The sequence below is a fragment of the bacterium Scap17 genome (assembly GCA_013376735.1).
Classification (GTDB): Bacteria; Pseudomonadota; Gammaproteobacteria; order Pseudomonadales; family Halomonadaceae; genus Cobetia.
The window spans coordinates 1,028,430-1,045,244 of record VINJ01000001.1; the positions used below are offsets into that span (position 1 = coordinate 1,028,430).

A 16,815-nucleotide genomic window follows, 5' to 3' on the forward strand; every position below is an offset into this window, starting at 1 on the left:
TCAGCGAGAGCGGCCGGCAGACGCTGGCAGGGTCCTCTGCCTTGCTGCCTTTCTGGCGCCCCCTTCAGCGCTTGTGGCTGAAAGGGGCAGCAGAGTGACGGCAGGGGCAGGGCGCCAGCCCCAGGCCTCAGTGTGACGTGTTGCTGTCATCCTGAGCGGTCGTGTCCTGAGTCTCTGCGCTGGCCTGTTGTGCAGCAGCACGTTCGGCAGCTTCACGCTCACGACGACGCACTTCGCGCGGATCGTTGTAGGCGCGTTCGCCACGGCGACGGCGGGTCTCGGTGGCTGGCTGCGCGCTGTCCTGCTGCACGCCTTCTGCCGCTGCTGCCTCGCCTTGCTCGTTCGGTGCCTGCTTCTGCTCGCTGTCAGCGACTTCCGCCGTGGAGATGTCGTCGCTCACGGCTTGCGCCACGGCGACATTGTCGTGACGCTCGGCAGTCGCGAACGCTGCCTCGGCCGGGGCGTTCTCGACGCTGGCGCTTACGTTGACGGCGCTTTCGGCACCTTCAGCAGCAGCATCAGAGCCTTCAGCGTTTGTAGAGCCGTCAGCAGAATCGGAGCCTTCAGCTGATTGAGAGCCTTCCGCAGCTTCAGCGACAGTATCTGCGGTGCGCTCGGTGCTGACGGCAGGCTCAATCTCAGTGCTGGCCACGTCAGCGTTTTGCGTCACCTTCGCCTCGCTGGTCTCAGTCTGCTGAGGAGCCTCTTCGTGCGCGGCCTCCTGTACAGGCTGTTCAGCGGCGGCTGGTTCCACGGCAGGTTCTTCCACGGCAGGTTCTTCCGCCGCCGGCTGCGCAGGCTGGCTGGCAGAGTCTGCCTCAGCGGCGACCGCTTTGTCTGCGTCAGCGGCAGGTGCCGGAGCGTCAGTCTGCTCGGCAGCTTGCGCTTCGGCGCCGTTCTCACTGACAGTGATTTCACCTTGCGGCGCTTCAGGCGCAGCGGCTTCGCTGATCACGCTTTCCTTCAGCGACTGCTCATCGGCCGCGGCTTCCGGTGCGACTTCTGCAGCGGTGACGTCCGGCGTGTCGACGGCGGCGTCAGCTTCGCTGGCCTGCGGCTGGTGAACGCTTGGCTGCTGGACGGCATGCTGCTCAGTGCGCTGGGCGGCGTGCTGCTCAGGCTTCTGCGCCTGGTGAGCGCCAGTGGCAGGCGCTTCTGACGCCTCTTCGTCAGGTGCGTCGATCGGCGCTTCGGCGACCGGCTCGGCCACTTCCGCTGGCTCAGACTCAGACGCTTGCGCGTCGGATGCCGCTGACTCAGGGGCTACCGTCTCTTTCAGCGTCTCGTTGCTCGGCTCGCTGACTTCCGGTGCGGCGACTGCCGTGAGGTCTGCGCTGGCAGACGGCTCGGCGGTGGCCGGCGTGTCCTGTGCAGCGGTGCTGTTTTCATCCTGCGGAGCGCTGTCACTGCCTTGCGGGGCATTGGCTTCGCCCTGCGGAGCAGCGGTAGTGGCGTTGACGGCTTCGGCACCTTCCTCGGAAATGGTCGGCACCACAGCGGCTGCCGGAGCAGCGGCTGCCTGCGGGCCTGCCAGCGCCATGGCCTTGAGCGATTTCTGCTCTTCGACCGCCTGCGGGTTCAGAGCGTGCTGACGGCTGCGCACACGCGGGTTGTTGCGTGTCTGCTGGTCTTCGCTGCTGACCTGCTGTTCCTCCTGCTCGGCCTGTTCGGCTGCCTTGATGGACTCGCGTGCCTGCTTGCTGTCGACCTGTTCGGCCTTGTCAGTCTTGCTCGGCTTTTCACCACGTGCCGGCTTGTCGCTGCGCTTGCCGGAATCGCGCTTGCTGGCGTTGTCGGCCTTCGAGCTGTTGTCGGCCTGCGCCTTCGGCTCGGCTTGAGGCTTGCTGTCGTTGGTGACGATTTCCTGCTGGCTGTCCTGACGCGACTCGTTGGACTTGCGACGGCTGCCACGGTCGTTGCGCTGACGGCGCTTGTTGCTGTTACGGCCATCGTTCTGGCTGTTGCTGTCAGCATCGTTGTTGCGTGACGCGTTGTCATTGCGACGACGGGAGTCCTTGCGGTTGTCATCGCGCTCGTTGCCACGGCCGTCATTGCTGCGGTCGTTGTTGCGATCGTTTTTGCGATCGTCGCTACGTTCAGCGTTACGGCCATTGCGGGAATCGTTGCGAGCCGCTGCCGGAGCACTGGCTTCACTGACGGTCTCGCGACGCTCGCGGGCCTTTTCCAGTGCCTTGCGCGCTTCGCTGGACTTGGCCGGTGCTGCGCTGTCGCTGTCATTGCCCAGCAGGCGGCTGAAGCCTCGCGCCAGGCGCGACAGCAGGCCGCCACCGGCGACGGGGGCTGCTGTGCTGGCGTGAGACTGGGCGGGCGCCTGGGTGACGACTGCCTGCTTGCTGGCCTGAGCGCGGCTGTCGTTGCTCTGGTTCGAACGATTACTCTGACGGCTGTCATTGCGCGAGCTTTGACGGCTGTCGTTGCGGCCTTCGCTGCGAGTGTCGTTACGAGACTCGTTGCGCGAGTCCTGACGATTGCGTCCGCTGCCATTGGTGTTGCGACGACGGTTGGCGTTGTTCTTGCCGTTTCCGTTACGGCTGTCGTCATCGTTGCCGCTGTCGGCGCTCTCGGCCGATGCAGCAGGCGCCTGTGCGGCGGCAACCGGAGCCGGCGTGGTGTGGGACACGCTCTTGACAGCGGCTTCGGTGCGCGCCGGCGGCTTGTCGAAGTTCGGGTCCGGTTCCTTGCCGACTTCGGTCTCGACGGACAGTTCGAAGCTGGACTTGTCGGCACCGTCTTCATCGACGTGGTCATCACGCAGACGCACGACTTCGTAGTGCGGGGTGTCGAGTTCCGGGTTCGGCAGCAGCACGACATTCACGCCCTGACGACGTTCGATGTCGAACAGCGTGGCGCGCTTCTCGTTGAGCAGGTAGGTCGCGACCGGCACCGGCAGAATGGCGCGGATCTGCGAGCTGCGCTCCTTCATGGCCTCTTCTTCGATCAGGCGCATGATCGAGAGCGCCATGGAGCGCACGTCACGGATGGTGCCCTGGCCGTCACAGCGCGGGCAGACCACGCCGCTGGTCTCGCCCAGAGACGGACGCAGGCGCTGGCGCGACATTTCCATCAGGCCGAAGCGTGAGATGCGACCGATCTGGACGCGGGCGCGGTCGATCTTGAGCGCATCGCGCACGCGATTCTCGACTTCACGCTGGTTGCGTGCCGGTGTCATGTCGATGAAGTCGATCACCACCAGGCCGCCGATATCGCGCAGGCGCAGCTGACGAGCGATCTCGTCCGCGGCTTCCAGGTTGGTCTGCAGCGCGGTTTCCTCGATATCACTGCCGCGGGTGGCGCGAGCGGAGTTGATGTCGATGGAAACGAGGGCTTCGGTGTGGTCGATGACGATGGCGCCACCGGAGGGCAGCTTCACTTCACGCTGGTAGGCGGTCTCGATCTGGGATTCGATCTGGAAGCGCGAGAACAGCGGCACATCGTCTTCGTAGAGCTTGATCTTCTGCTGGTAGCTCGGCATCACCTGACGCACGAAGGACAGCGCTTCTTCCTGGACTTCCGGAGAGTCGATCAGCACCTCACCGATGTCATTGCGCAGGTAATCGCGCATGGCACGGATGATGACGTTGGATTCACGGTAGATCAGGAAGGGGGCTGGGCGGCTGGAAGCAGCCTTGGTCACCGCGTCCCACACCTGGGCCAGGTAGTCGAGGTCCCATTGCAGTTCTTCGGCGCTCTTGCCGATGCCGGCGGTGCGCACGATGACGCCCATCTTGTCCGGCAGGGTCAGGCTGTTCATCGCTTCCTTCAGCTGAGCGCGCTCTTCGCCCTCGATGCGGCGGGAAATACCACCGGCACGCGGGTTGTTGGGCATCAGCACCAGGAAGCGGCCGGCCAGGCTGATGAAGGTGGTCAGGGCGGCGCCCTTGTTGCCACGTTCTTCCTTGTCGACCTGGACGATGACTTCCTGGCCTTCCTTGAGCACTTCACGAATGTTGGGGCGGCCCTGGCCGGGGTCCTTGGAGAAGTACTCGCGGGAGATTTCCTTGAGCGGCAGGAAGCCGTGGCGTTCGGCGCCGAAGTCGACGAAGCAGGCTTCGAGGCTGGGCTCGATGCGGGTGATCTTGCCGCGGTAGATATTGGCTTTCTTCTGTTCGCGGGCGCCGGACTCGATGTCGAGATCGTAAAGGCGTTGTCCGTCGACCAGTGCGACGCGCAGCTCTTCCGGCTGGGTCGCGTTGATGAGCATCCGTTTCATGTCGTCTCGCTAGACTGGGCGTGCCGAAGGGCAGCCGCATTGTGCGTCGGCGACGAGGAACCGTTTTCCGCTTCGTGTTGTGCTCAGCGCATGTCGTGGAATGCGTTTTTCGCATGCAGGCAAGTCCGTGACGGGCCACATGCGGCATGATCATGTTGAGTACTTGGAAGAGGCAGGACGTGTTGCGGGGATTGGTACTCCTCCGGCCCTGCGGTCTCTTCCCTAACACCTGGCATTTGCCGATTCATCGACGCCGGCCTTCGGCACGGATATCGAATGATGACCCGGGCTTCATGCCCGAGCGGTCTTGTGTCGTTGGCCCATGAATGACTGGGCATCTTGCTGTCTTGCCTGCGCAGGCGACTTTCGGGCTCTCGCGACATCATCTCGTGGAGTCTGCAACGAAGGCTCGAAGGGCGATTGCGCTGCGGCGCGCGGCGTCATGCGTTCCGCGCCCGCTGATATCGTCATCAGGTCCTGTGAGACCTGAGCGACATCGATGTTTTGCGTCAGCTGTTGGTCCGGCCACTGGCCGCGAATGACTGTCCTTGGGGCTGCCTTCGCTGCCTGTGATTGACAGGTGCGATGCGCGGGACAGCACGCTACCGACATGGTAGATGACAACAGGGTGCTTGCGTGACCTGCACGGTGCTGATGTCGGTGCGCGTTGCTTCATTGCGGGCCATCTGACCCTCTCCGCCGGCGTGAAGCACCTTGTTGAAGTGCCGGGTGCGCCGTTTTTCCGGCCGCTGTGACAGGGCTGCGGAGACGATGATCGGGCATATAGAGAAGGCCCATCTCACTGCGCTCGAATATACCAGTAAAGGTATGTACCAGCAATTCAGCTGCCAGATCAAACGCTTCGCTACATCGCCTGAGATACGAGGCCCGGCGAGCCGCTCGTGCGATCGCCATGTGGCGCGATGATTCCCCATTGGTCGCATGACACCGTAGAATGGCCGGTCTGAGTGCGTCACGGCGCACGGCAACAAGATGAGCAGGCCGCGCGAAGGCGGGGCCGGAAGGAGTGCGACATGGCCGACGGCCAATCAGTCCAGTGGATCGAGGTTGCCCCGGAGTTGGCCGGGCAACGTATCGACAACTTTCTGCGTACCCGCTTGAAGGGCGCACCCAAGGCGTTGATCTATCGCATCGTGCGCAAGGGGGAAGTGCGCGTGAACAAGAAGCGCATCAAGGTGGATTACCGCCTGCAGGCCGGTGATCTGGTGCGCGTACCGCCACTGCGCCTCTCGCCGGAAGCCGCTGTCCAGGAAGTCAGCGACAACCTGCGTGAGGTGCTGGCGGGCTGCATCGTGCGAGAGACGGATGATTTCATGGTCATCAACAAGCCCTCAGGACTTGCCGTGCATGGCGGCAGTGGCGTCAAGATCGGCCTGATCGAGGCCATGCGCCAGATTCGTACTGATCTGCCGTTCCTGGAGCTGGTGCACCGCCTGGACCGTGATACTTCCGGTTGCATTCTGCTGGCCAAGTCGCGGGCAGCGCTGTTGCAGCTCAATGCCGACCTCAAGGCCCACAAGATGACCAAGCTGTATCTGGCACTGGTCGAGGGGCGCTGGGATTCCCGGCGCGATTACGTCAATGCGCCACTGGAGCGCTATGACGGAGGCAATGGTGAGCGGCGAGTGCGTGTCGATGAGGCTGGCAAGACAGCCAGTACCCGCTATGCCGTGCGTGAGGCCTATCCGAGCATGACGCTGGTCGAGGCCGAGCCGATCACCGGGCGCACCCACCAGATCCGCGTGCACTCGGTGCATGCCGGGCATCCGCTGCTCGGCGATACCAAGTACGGTACCGAGCGCGGCAATGCACTGGCGAAGAAGGTCGGGCTGGAGCGCCTCTTCCTGCATGCCGCCCAGTTGAGTTTTCCTGATCCGATCGATGGGCGCACCGTCACCGTGCGCGCGCCGCTGGACAAGCGGATGAAGCGCGTTCTTGCCACCGCCAGGGAGCTGGGAGCTCGTCATGACTGATCTCGCTGCAGGACTGCCGCAACCACGCTATCGGCTGGTCATCTTCGACTGGGATGGCACCTTGATGGACTCCGAGGCACGTATCGTCGACTGCCTGCAGGCGGCGTCGGTGGCTACCGGTATGGGCGAGTTACCGGCCCACGCCGCGCGTGACATCATCGGGCTCGGGTTGCCTGAAGCCATGGAGCGCCTGTTCCCGGGGGCGACGGCCGAGCAGTGCGATGCACTGGTCGAGGCCTACAAGGCGCATTTCGTGGCGGTTGATACCACCCCGCTGGACTTCTTTCCCGGTGTCGAGGCCGGTATCCAGCGTCTGCGGCGTCACCCCGAGCAGCTGCTGGCGGTCGCGACCGGCAAGAGCCGTCGCGGACTGGATCGCATGTTCAAGGCCCATGACTGTGGTGACTGGTTCCACGCCTCGCGCACCGCGGACGTGACGCTGTCCAAGCCGCATCCGCGCATGCTCGAGGAGCTGCTGGTCGAGCTGAACGTTGAGGCGCATGAGGCGCTGATGGTCGGCGATACCGAATATGATCTCGAGATGGCGCGCGCACTGGGGATGCACAGTGTCGGCGTCGACTACGGCGTTCACAGTGTTCCGCGCCTTGAGTCCTGTGCGCCGCAGCGTATCGTCTCGCATTTCGATGAATTGATGGAGTGGCTGTGCGTGGCCGGATAGCGGCCACGATTGCCCGGTACAGGAGCAGCAAGCGATGAGTGACAGGCCGCAGGACCCCTGGCGTGAAGGGCCGCAAGGCAAGGGCGAGAGTGACGTGGGTGGGGCGGGTGTGGGCAGCGCTGCCGGTGACCGAGAGGTGGACTGGCAGGCGCGCGAGCGTACCGTGCAGCTCGAGATGATGGACCGCTGGGTGCAGGGTGTGGTGACCGAGCAGCGGCGTTCGCGGCGCTGGAAGCTGTTCTTCCGCTTCCTGTTCGCGTTGCTGTTCATCGCCTCGATCGCGACCTCGGTGACGCTGTTCACGCTCGGCAGTCAGCCAGCCGCACTGCCCGGCGAGCAGCATCTGGGCGTGGTGCGTGTGAAGGGCGTCATCGAGGCGGATGGCGAAGCCAACGCCGAGCGCATCATCAAGGGCTTGCGCAAGGCATGGGCGTCCCCGGCCTCCGTCGCGGTGGTGCTCGATATCAACTCGCCGGGGGGAAGCCCGGTGCAGTCCCAGCGCGTCTACGACGAGCTGATGCGCCTGCGAGAGCAGGGTGACAAGCCGGTGATCGCGGTGATCGAGGACCTGGGGGCGAGTGGCGCCTATTACATGGCGGCCGGCGCCGGTGAGATCATCGCCGCGCCTTCGAGCCTGGTGGGCTCCATCGGCGTGATCTCCTCAAGCTTCGGTCTCAAGGGGCCGCTGGAGAAGCTGGATATCGAGCGTCGCGTATTCACGGCAGGTGACAACAAGGCGTTCCTTGACCCGTTCTCGGATATTTCACCGGATCAACGTGCCTTCTGGCAGAACGTGCTGGCCACGACGCATCAGCAGTTCATCGCGGCGGTCAAGACCGGGCGCGGCGAGCGCCTCAAGGATAACCCCGAGCTGTTCTCGGGGCTGATCTGGACCGGCGAGCAGGCGCGGAGGCTGGGGTTGGTCGATCGTACCGGTACGCTGGAAGAGCTGGCGGCGGAGCTGACGCCAGAGGCGGAGCTGCACGATTACACGCCGCGTCAGGACCCCTTCGAGCGCTTCACGCGGCGCTTCGCCGGTGTGATGGCCAGTGCGATGGGGCTCGAGACGACGGTGTCGCCGGTCAGTTACCGCCTGCCCTGGTAGGCGAGCCAGAGCCGCAGCCCTCGTTGCTCAAGGCTGCGGTGTCTCTCGGGGGTGCGGTGCCATTCAGGAGCGCGGCGCATCCAGCAGAGGGTTGACGCCTGCCTCGCGCAGCAGTTCGCACAGGCGAATCAGCGGCAGGCCGATCAGGCTGTTGGGATCACGCCCCTCGAGGCGCTCGAAGAGCGTGATGCCCAGGCCTTCCATGCGGAAACTGCCGGCGCTGTCGAGGGGGCGTTCTCGCTCGACGTAGCACTCGATCTCGGCGCTGGTCAGGGAGCGGAAGACGACTTCGTAGTCTTCATGGCAGACCCAGTGGCGCGCGGAGTGCGTGTCGATCAGGGCCAAGCCGGTCACGAAGCGCACGCGACGTCCGGAGAAGCGCGCCAGCTGGGCGCGTGCGGCTGACAGGTCCACCGGCTTGCCCAGTATCTCGCCTTCGAAGACGGCGACCTGGTCGCTGCCGATGATCAGGTGATGGGGGTAGGCATCCGCCACGGCGTCGGCCTTGCCGAGTGCCAGGCGATGGACCAGTGTCTCGGCACTTTCTCCGTGGCGCGGCGTCTCATCGATGCTGGGAGCTGTCCAGGTGAAAGGCAGTCCGAGGCGTTCAAGCAGTTCACGACGCCAGCGTGAGCTGGACGCCAGGACCAGTGGAGTCATCATGGCTCTCCCGTCGGGGCGCGTTGCGAGCATTGGCTGGGCGGCGCGCGGCAAGTATTTGAAAAACAAGGGGGCAGGATGCCGTAAATCCTCTCGGCATTGAAGTGTCAGGCGCGTACAATCGCGCGCTGGACGTGTAGCCCAGTGTCAGTTGCCGCATATCGACGTGAAAGCGTGATGGTGAGGAGGCTGGCAAAAGCAACAAGTTGCTCATGCATTTTGACACCGGGAGGGGGAATCCCTATTATGGCGCGCCTATGTTGACCACAAGACTGCCGACCAAGGTCGAGCCCTACCGGCTGGCGTCAGCGGGTAAACGCCTTGAAGGCGTGATTCCACTGGCGAACATGCCCCGTGTTGTTGAGGCCATCGGTGCTCAGGAAGGGGATGTCAGCGTCTCCATGACCTTTGATATCGACACTCAACGTCGCAGCTTCATCGAAGGCTCCATCGCCTTCGAGGCAAGTCTGCTATGTCAACGTTGTCTGGGACCCACCGAGCCGGAGCCGCTTTCCAGTGAGTTTCTGTTGGGTCTGGTAACCAGCGATGCGCTGGCGGCGCAGCTGCCCGGTGAGTACGAGCCGGTAGTGGTGGAAAACGAACAGCTGGATCTCCTGACAGTGATCGAGGATGAAGTGCTCCTGGTCCTGCCGCAGGTGGTCTACCACGAGGAGGCCGATTGTGCCGTCTCTCGCGACCAGCTGGCCAGCGGTGTGGAACCCGAGGCCTCGGACGCACCCGCTGTGAATCCATTCAGTGTGCTTCGCACCCTGAAGGACAAGCACTGAACTCAATTTGTCGACAAGATTGGAGTAATCCCCATGGCAGTTCAGCAGAACCGCAAAACTCGTTCCAAGCGTGGCATGCGTCGTAGCCACGATGCCCTGACTGCACCGACCCTGTCCCAGGACAAGGAAACCGGTACAGTTCACCTGCGTCACCACGTCTCTGCCGACGGTTTCTACCGTGGCCGCAAAGTCGTTGATGCATAAGGCATTGATGCAGCGCGCGGCGTAACGCCGTGCGTATCGCCATCGATACGATGGGCGGGGACTTCGGTCCCCGCGCTACGTTACGGGGCACGGCCAGTGCGCTGTTGCGAGACTCGCAACTCAGCGCCATCCTGGTCGGCCCGCAGCATCTACTGGATGCCGAGTTAGACTCCCTCCCTGCTTCACTCTCCCGTGTTCGTGATCGCCTTCAGACACTCGCTGTCGACGGCATTGTCGCGCCTGATGCTCGCCCGTCCCGCGTCTTGCGCAGCCGCGAGCCCAGCAGCATGTCTCAGGCCCTGGGTCTGGTGGCGAAGGGCCAGGCGGATGCCTGTGTCAGTGCCGGCAATACCGGCGCCTTGATGGCGCTGGGCATGCGTGAAGTGGGAAGAGTGAAAGGGGTGGAGCGACCTGCCATCTGTGCCGCGGTGCCCACGCGTGGCCCACGCGCCTGCAGCCTGTTGGATCTCGGTGCCAACGTCGATGTCGCACCGCACCACCTGCTGACGTTCGCCCGCATGGGGGCGATGCGCAGTCGCCTCATCGACGCGGTCGAGTGTCCACGAGTGGGGCTGCTCAACGTGGGAGTCGAGTCGGTCAAGGGGACTGCGCAGGTGCAGGAAGCGCACGCCCTGCTGGCTGGCAGTGAGTCGGATTTCGACTACCTTGGCTTTGTCGAGGGCGGCGACCTCTTCTGCGGCGAGGTGGATGTGGTGGTCTGTGACGGCTTCGTCGGCAATGTCGTGCTCAAGAGCAGCGAAGGGCTTGCGCAGATGCTGTCGGCACAGCTGGGGGCGACCCTGGCGGCCAGCTGGCGCACGCGCCTGATGGCCTGGCTGGCGCGTCCGGCGCTGACACGACTCTCGCGTGAGCTGGACCCGGTGCGCTACAACGGCGCCAGCCTGCTGGGCCTGGCGAACGTGGTGGTGAAAAGCCACGGCGGCGCGGCGGCGGAAGGCTTTGCCTTTGCCGTCACGCGCGCGGCCAGCGAGGCTCGCGAGCAGTTGCCCTCCCGCCTGGCGAAGGCCCTGGAAGGCACATACTCACGCTGAATGAGTAAATTGGTCTGATTTGTTCCTGTTGGGGTCGAGCTTCGGCGCACACGGTGCGACAATGCCAGCGCTTCGTGGCAGGGCGGTGAAGACGGACGGGGGTTCGGGGCAGGCAGCCCGCACAGGAAGCCCTCCGCAGGACAGCAGCATGATGTAAATGACAGGAAGCAGGCTTTCCCCTGGCAGAAGCGTGAGACACGACGGTGGCCGTCTCGCTTGCGAGCCAGCGGAAATCGGGTTTCTTGACCCGTGTCAGTCCCACCTGAACAGATGGAAATGGTGACAGCAATGACAGATTCCCTGGCCCTCATCTTCCCGGGACAGGGCTCCCAGCAGGTCGGCATGCTGCGGGAGCTGGCGGAGCGCTATAGCGTGGTCCGCACTACCTTCGAGGAAGCCTCTGACGCACTGGGGCGCGATCTCTGGCACCTGACACAGGAAGGCCCGGCGGAGGAGCTCAATCGTACCGAGCTGACCCAGCCGGCGCTTCTGACCGCCAGTGTCGCCATCTGGCGCGTCTGGCAGGAGCTGGAAGGCCCGCGCCCGGCGCGCATGGCCGGTCACTCCCTGGGTGAATATAGCGCCATGGTCTGCGCTGGCGTGATCGGTTTCGCCGAGGGCGTCAAGCTGGTCAATCTGCGCGGCGAAGCCATGCAGACTGCCGTGCCGCAGGGCCAGGGCGCGATGGCGGCCATTCTCGGTCTCGAGAATGCCCAGGTCGAAGCCGCCTGTGCCAGTGCGGCGCAGGGTGAAGTGGTCGCGGCAGTCAACTACAATGCGCCGGGACAGGTCGTCATCGCCGGTGGCACCGCTGCCGTCGAGCGTGCCATCGCGGCATGTCAGGAAGCGGGGGCCAAGCGCGCCATGCCGCTGCCGGTGTCAGTGCCGTCGCATTGTGATCTGATGCGTCCGGCGGCCGACAAGCTGGCCGAAGCGATGAATGCCATCGATTTCCGTGCGCCGCGCTATACCGTCATCCAGAACGTCGATGCCAAGGCGCATGACGATGTCGAGACACTGCGTCAGCGTCTGATCGAGCAGCTCTATCAGCCTGTGCGCTGGACCGACTGCGTCAATGCCATGTTCGACAGTGGCGCGCGCAGCTTCATCGAATGCGGCCCGGGCAAGGTGTTGACCGGCCTTGGCAAGCGCATTCAGCGTCAGGCACGTGGCCTGGCCGTGAATGATCCGGATAGCCTGGAAGCGGCGCTGGAACTTGCCCGCGAGACCGCTGCCGAACAGAATCAGTAAGCTCGTGGCTGGCCCATCAGGCCGGCCATGTGACTTGGATCAGCCAACTCAGGACTCAAGATGACGAGCGAACGCAGAATCGCACTGGTGACCGGTGCCAGTCGTGGCATCGGCCAAGCCATCTCCCGTGAACTCGGCCGTCAGGGCCGTATCGTGATCGGTACCGCCACCAGCGAGAAAGGGGCAGCGGCCATTGGCGCTGACCTCGAGGCGCACGGTATCGAAGGCGCGGGCATGCTGCTCAACGTCACCGATCAGGCCAGCGTCGACGCCGTGCTCAAGGAAATCGGCGAGCGCTTCGGCGCCCCGACCATTCTGGTCAACAATGCCGGCATCACGCGTGACAACCTGTTGATGCGTTTGAAGGAAGACGATTGGGATGCGGTGCTCGACACCAATCTCAAGTCGGTCTTCCGTGTCAGCAAGAGCTGCCTGCGCGGCATGACCAAGGCGCGCTTCGGCCGCATCGTCAACATCTCGTCCGTGGTCGCGACCATGGGCAATCTCGGTCAGGTCAACTATGCTGCCGCCAAGGCAGGCATGGAGGGCTTTGCCCGCTCGCTGGCGCGCGAAGTCGCGTCACGCAATATTACCGTCAACTCAGTGGCGCCGGGCTTCATTGCCACTGACATGACTGAAGCATTGCCGGAGGCGCAGCACGAAGCGTTGCTCGGCAACATCCCGCTGGCGCGCCTTGGCCAGCCGGAAGAGATTGCTGCGGCAGTCGGCTTCCTGACCAGTGATGCAGCAGGCTACATTACCGGTGAGACGTTGCAGGTGAACGGTGGCATGAACATGCGCTGAACCCCACGCAGGGACGTGGTTGCGTCCTTTTGGGGTGGCCTATAAACTACGCCCAGCTTTTTCGAGCTGCGGATTCCGTACCACTAGGAGTGATTGTTAAATGAGCACCATTGAAGAACGCGTCAAGAAGGTTGTGGCTGAGCGCCTGAACGCCAAAGAAGAAGAAATCCAGAACTCTTCCTCTTTCACTGAAGACCTGGGCGCCGATTCCCTGGACACCGTCGAGCTGGTGATGGCTCTGGAAGAGGAATTCGATACTGAAATTCCTGACGAAGAAGCAGAGAAGATCACCACCGTGCAGGAAGCTATCGATTACATCGTCAACCACCAGTAAGGTGTGTTGAAGCGATCACGGAGCAACCTGTTGCTCATGGTCGTGATGCAATTGTCTGTACGTTCAAGAGCCGCACTGTTCCTCAGTGCGGCTCTTGTCGTTCAGGGGTATGCTGCGCAATACCGCGCCGAAAGAGCGTGAATTGCATGGTGGTAGGCGGTGGGCTTCGTGACAAATGCCCCCTTGTGGCAAGTGTCGGAATTCCTTCGTGAAAGTGGCCAGAAAAGCGCTTGAAAACCGACTGCCCACGCATGGCCAGGTTTCTGTATAATGCGCTCAATTACCGTCCGGGCGTCCATGGCCCTGGCGTGCCAATTCGATAGTTTTGGAGGAGACACGATGCCTCGCAGAAGGGTAGTGGTAACAGGTCTTGGCCTGGTGACCCCGGTCGGGAATACCGTCGAGGAAAGCTGGAGCAACATCAAGGCGGGCAAGAGTGGCATCGCGGCCATCGAGCATTTCGATGTCAGCGGTTTCAATACCCGTTTCGGTGGCTCCATCAAGGACTTCGATGTGAGTCAGTACCTGAACCCGAAAGAGGCCCGCAAGATGGACCTCTTCATCCAATACGGTATCGCGGCGGCCCACCAGGCCATCACCGACTCCGGCATTGAATGTACCGAAGACAACGCCGAGCGTATCGGTGTCGCCATCGGTTCCGGTATCGGCGGCCTGCCGATGATCGAGCACAACCACAAGGCGCTGGAGAAGGGCGGTGCGCGTCGCATCTCGCCGTTCTTCGTGCCGGGCTCCATCATCAACATGATCTCCGGCAATCTGGCGATCCAGTTCGGTTATCGTGGTCCGAACATCGCGATCACCACCGCCTGTACCACCGGGACGCACAACATCGGTTACAGCGCACGCACCATCGCCTATGGTGATGCCGACGTGATGGTGGCCGGTGGTGCCGAGATGGCGACCACGCCGCTGGGCCTGGGTGGCTTCTCCGCGGCGCGTGCGCTGTCGACTCGCAACGATGATCCGCAGGCGGCCAGCCGTCCGTGGGACCGCGACCGCGATGGCTTCGTGCTGTCCGACGGCGCCGGTGTCGTCGTGCTGGAAGAGTACGAGCACGCCAAGGCGCGTGGCGCGACCATCTACGCCGAGGTGCTCGGGTTCGGCATGTCCGACGACGCTCACCACATGACGGCGCCGCCCGAAGACGGCCGTGGTGCGGCCGCGTCGATGCGCAACGCCATCCGTGACGCCAAGCTCGAGCCGAGCCAGATCGACTACATCAATGCCCATGGCACCTCCACCAATGCCGGCGACAAGGCAGAAAGTCTCGCCGTCGAATCGGTGCTGGGTGATGCGGCACGTGATGTGGCGGTCAGCTCCACCAAGTCGATGATCGGTCACCTGCTGGGTGCTGCCGGTGCGGTCGAGGCCGTGTTCTGCGTGCTTGCGATGCGTGACCAGATCGCGCCGCCGACCATCAACCTGGACAACCCGGCCGAGGGCTGCAATCTCGATTACGTGCCGAACGTCGCACGTGACATGAAGATCGAGTACACCCTGTCCAACTCGTTCGGCTTCGGTGGCACCAACGGCTCGCTGGTGTTCGGCAAGCTCAAGGACTGATCACACGCTTTCGTGTTCTCTCTCCTCAGACGCGCTCCCATCCGGGGGCGCGTTTGTCTGTGGGGCGTCACCTCTGCCTTGCGTGTCGTGTCCGCAACCGTTCTCTGGAGGGCTGTATCGATGACGACTGATACCTCTGGCAACGAGAGCCCAGATGACCGGGCCTCTGATGAAAAAAGCGCTGACGACAAGCACTCCCTTGCGGCGCTAGCTGCCGATCTGCCCAGTGATGACCGTGGCCTCGCCTATGGCGAGGGCGTGTTCGAGACGATTCTGGTGCGTGATGGCCAACCGCAGCTGTGGTCCTGGCATGAGGCGCGCCTGACGCGCGGTTGTCAGCGTCTGGGAATTGCGGCGCCTTCGTCAGCTGAGCTGGCGAGCTGCCTGGCGGTCTGTCAGGGCGAGGGGCTGGAAGTGCTCAAGCTGATCGTCACCGGCGGCTCCGGCGGGCGGGGCTACAGGGCACCGGAGTCACCGCAGGCGCGCTTGCGGGCACGCGCGACGCCTTTTGCGGTCAATCAGCAGGCGCGGCGTGGTATCACGGCACGGGTCTGCGAGCTGCGTGTGGCCGAGCAACCGGCACTGGCCGGGCTCAAGCACCTCAACCGGCTCGAGAACGTGCTGGCGCGCCGTGAGTGGAGCGACACGACCATCAGCGAGGGCCTGTTGCTCAATGCGCAGGGCGAGCTGGTTGAAGCCACCAGCATGAATCTGGCCTGGTATCGTGACGGTCGCTGGTTCACGCCATGTCTTGATCGTGCCGGTGTCGAGGGCACGCTGCTGGCGGCGCTTGAGGCCCAGATGACCTTCGAGCGAGTGCGTGAGGGGCTTGAGTCACTCGCGCGGGCCGAGCAGGTCGTCGTCGTGAATTCCGTGCAGGGCGTCTGGCCGCTGCGCACCTTGCTCAAGCCCGATGGCGCGATTCTGGCTGAGTGGAAGGATGAGGCGCATCCGGCGCTGGACGAGTTGAATCACACTGTCGCGCGCTTGCTGGGCGAGCCCGCGAACTGACGGAAGACGACGAGCGTCAGCAGGCATGCCTGTGCGGTCGTCGTCTTCGCCATGAAGACTGGAAACCTGATTATGCGAGTGTTCAAGATCCTCCTGATGCTGGTAGTGCTGGCCGTGGCTGCGGGTGTGGTGGGCTTTCGTTACTGGCAGGCGCAGTTGCTGTCACCGTTGGCGATCGAGAAGGAACAGCTGTTCGAGGTGCCCAAGGGCGCCAGTCTGACCAGGGTCGTGGGCGAGCTCGAGTCACAGGGCATCATCGAAGCGAGCTGGCCGTACAAGGTGTGGTCGCGCCTCGAGCCTGAGGCCGTCAATGGCCTGCGCGCCGGTGAATTCCGTCTCACGCCGGGCTTGAACGGTCGTGAGCTGGTGGCGCTGCTGTCCAGTGACGATGTGGTCAGCTATACCTTGACCGTGCCGGAGGGCTGGACCTTCGCCCAGATGCGCACTGCCATGGATGCCTCGCCCAAGCTTGAGCACACGACTCGCGACATGAGTGATGAAGAGCTGATGGCGGCTGTCGGTGCAGAGGGCGAGAAGCCGGAAGGGCGCTTCTTCCCGGACACCTACCGCTATCACAAGGGCGTCAGCGACCTCTCGCTCTACAAGCAGGCCTATGCCCGCATGAACAGGACGCTGGAGGAAGTCTGGGCCGGGCGAGACGACGACCTGCCGATCACCAGCGCCTACGAGGCGCTGATCATGGCGTCACTGATCGAGCGCGAGACCGGCGCGCCGGAAGAGCGCGGCGAGATCGCCGGCGTCTTCAAGCGTCGCATGGAGCGCGGCATGCGCCTGCAGACCGACCCGACCGTCATCTATGGTCTGGGCAAGGACTATGACGGCTCGTTGTCGCGCGCCGACCTGCGCAAGCCGACGCCCTGGAATACCTATGTGATCACCGGTCTGCCGCCGACGCCGATCGCGATGCCCGGGCGCGCCGCGCTGGAAGCGGCGGTGCATCCCAAGGAGGGCGATACCTACTACTTCGTCGCCAAGGGTGAGGGCAAGCATCATTTCTCGCGCACGCTGCGCGAGCACAACAATGCCGTGCGCCGTTATATTCTCAATCGGTAATGCGTGGCGAATGAGCTGAAACCCGTGTGGCAAACAGGGTCTGC

General features: G+C 63.6%; 14 protein-coding genes. 12 read left to right on the top strand and 2 right to left on the bottom strand.

What is annotated here, in order from left to right; genetic code table 11:
- Positions 1 to 127: 127 nt before the first annotated feature.
- Positions 128 to 4,222, bottom strand: a complete 4,095-nt coding sequence (locus FLM52_04455; protein NVN55048.1) for a ribonuclease E — start codon at positions 4,220 to 4,222, stop codon at positions 128 to 130.
- A 1,043-nt stretch (positions 4,223 to 5,265) separates the two neighbouring features.
- Between FLM52_04455 and FLM52_04460 the strand changes: the two genes are divergently transcribed.
- The 3 genes from FLM52_04460 to FLM52_04470 are packed head-to-tail and all read left to right on the top strand — an operon-like array spanning position 5,266 to position 8,009.
- Positions 5,266 to 6,225, top strand: coding sequence for an RluA family pseudouridine synthase (locus tag FLM52_04460; GenBank protein NVN55049.1), 960 nt, complete (start codon positions 5,266 to 5,268; stop codon positions 6,223 to 6,225).
- Entirely contained in the window at positions 6,218 to 6,904 is a 687-nt protein-coding gene (locus FLM52_04465) for an HAD-IA family hydrolase (GenBank protein NVN55050.1), read from the top strand. Before FLM52_04460 ends, FLM52_04465 begins: the two co-directional genes overlap by 8 nt.
- Positions 6,905 to 6,938: 34 nt before the next feature.
- Positions 6,939 to 8,009, top strand: coding sequence for a S49 family peptidase (locus FLM52_04470; GenBank protein ID NVN55051.1), 1,071 nt, complete (start codon positions 6,939 to 6,941; stop codon positions 8,007 to 8,009).
- 63 nt (positions 8,010 to 8,072) lie between these two features.
- On the opposite strand, the gene FLM52_04475 is transcribed toward FLM52_04470, so the two are convergent.
- On the bottom strand, positions 8,073 to 8,669 hold the full coding sequence (locus tag FLM52_04475) for a septum formation inhibitor Maf (GenBank protein ID NVN55052.1): 597 nt from the start codon (positions 8,667 to 8,669) through the stop codon (positions 8,073 to 8,075).
- Between the two features lie 257 nt (positions 8,670 to 8,926).
- Between FLM52_04475 and FLM52_04480 the strand changes: the two genes are divergently transcribed.
- From FLM52_04480 to mltG, 9 genes are all read left to right on the top strand, one after another.
- Entirely contained in the window at positions 8,927 to 9,457 is a 531-nt protein-coding gene (locus FLM52_04480) for a hypothetical protein (GenBank protein NVN55053.1), read from the top strand.
- A 33-nt stretch (positions 9,458 to 9,490) separates the two neighbouring features.
- Positions 9,491 to 9,661, top strand: coding sequence for a 50S ribosomal protein L32 (gene rpmF / locus FLM52_04485; GenBank protein NVN55054.1), 171 nt, complete (start codon positions 9,491 to 9,493; stop codon positions 9,659 to 9,661).
- A 29-nt stretch (positions 9,662 to 9,690) separates the two neighbouring features.
- A complete protein-coding gene (gene plsX / locus FLM52_04490) occupies positions 9,691 to 10,713 on the top strand; it encodes a phosphate acyltransferase PlsX (GenBank protein NVN55055.1) in 1,023 nt (340 codons plus the stop codon).
- Between the two features lie 288 nt (positions 10,714 to 11,001).
- Positions 11,002 to 11,964, top strand: a complete 963-nt coding sequence (gene fabD / locus FLM52_04495) for an ACP S-malonyltransferase (protein NVN55056.1) — start codon at positions 11,002 to 11,004, stop codon at positions 11,962 to 11,964.
- Positions 11,965 to 12,024: 60 nt separating this feature from the next.
- A complete protein-coding gene (gene fabG, locus FLM52_04500) occupies positions 12,025 to 12,768 on the top strand; it encodes a 3-oxoacyl-ACP reductase FabG (protein ID NVN55057.1) in 744 nt (247 codons plus the stop codon).
- 100 nt (positions 12,769 to 12,868) lie between these two features.
- The gene (gene acpP / locus FLM52_04505) at positions 12,869 to 13,102 is read left to right on the top strand and encodes an acyl carrier protein (GenBank protein NVN55058.1); all 234 of its coding nucleotides are present in this window, start codon (positions 12,869 to 12,871) and stop codon (positions 13,100 to 13,102) included.
- 339 nt (positions 13,103 to 13,441) lie between these two features.
- On the top strand, positions 13,442 to 14,686 hold the full coding sequence (gene fabF, locus FLM52_04510; protein NVN55059.1) for a beta-ketoacyl-ACP synthase II: 1,245 nt from the start codon (positions 13,442 to 13,444) through the stop codon (positions 14,684 to 14,686).
- A 120-nt stretch (positions 14,687 to 14,806) separates the two neighbouring features.
- Positions 14,807 to 15,697, top strand: a complete 891-nt coding sequence (pabC, locus tag FLM52_04515; GenBank protein ID NVN55060.1) for an aminodeoxychorismate lyase — start codon at positions 14,807 to 14,809, stop codon at positions 15,695 to 15,697.
- 66 nt (positions 15,698 to 15,763) lie between these two features.
- A complete protein-coding gene (gene mltG / locus FLM52_04520; protein NVN55061.1) occupies positions 15,764 to 16,771 on the top strand; it encodes an endolytic transglycosylase MltG in 1,008 nt (335 codons plus the stop codon).
- Positions 16,772 to 16,815: the final 44 nt, after the last annotated feature.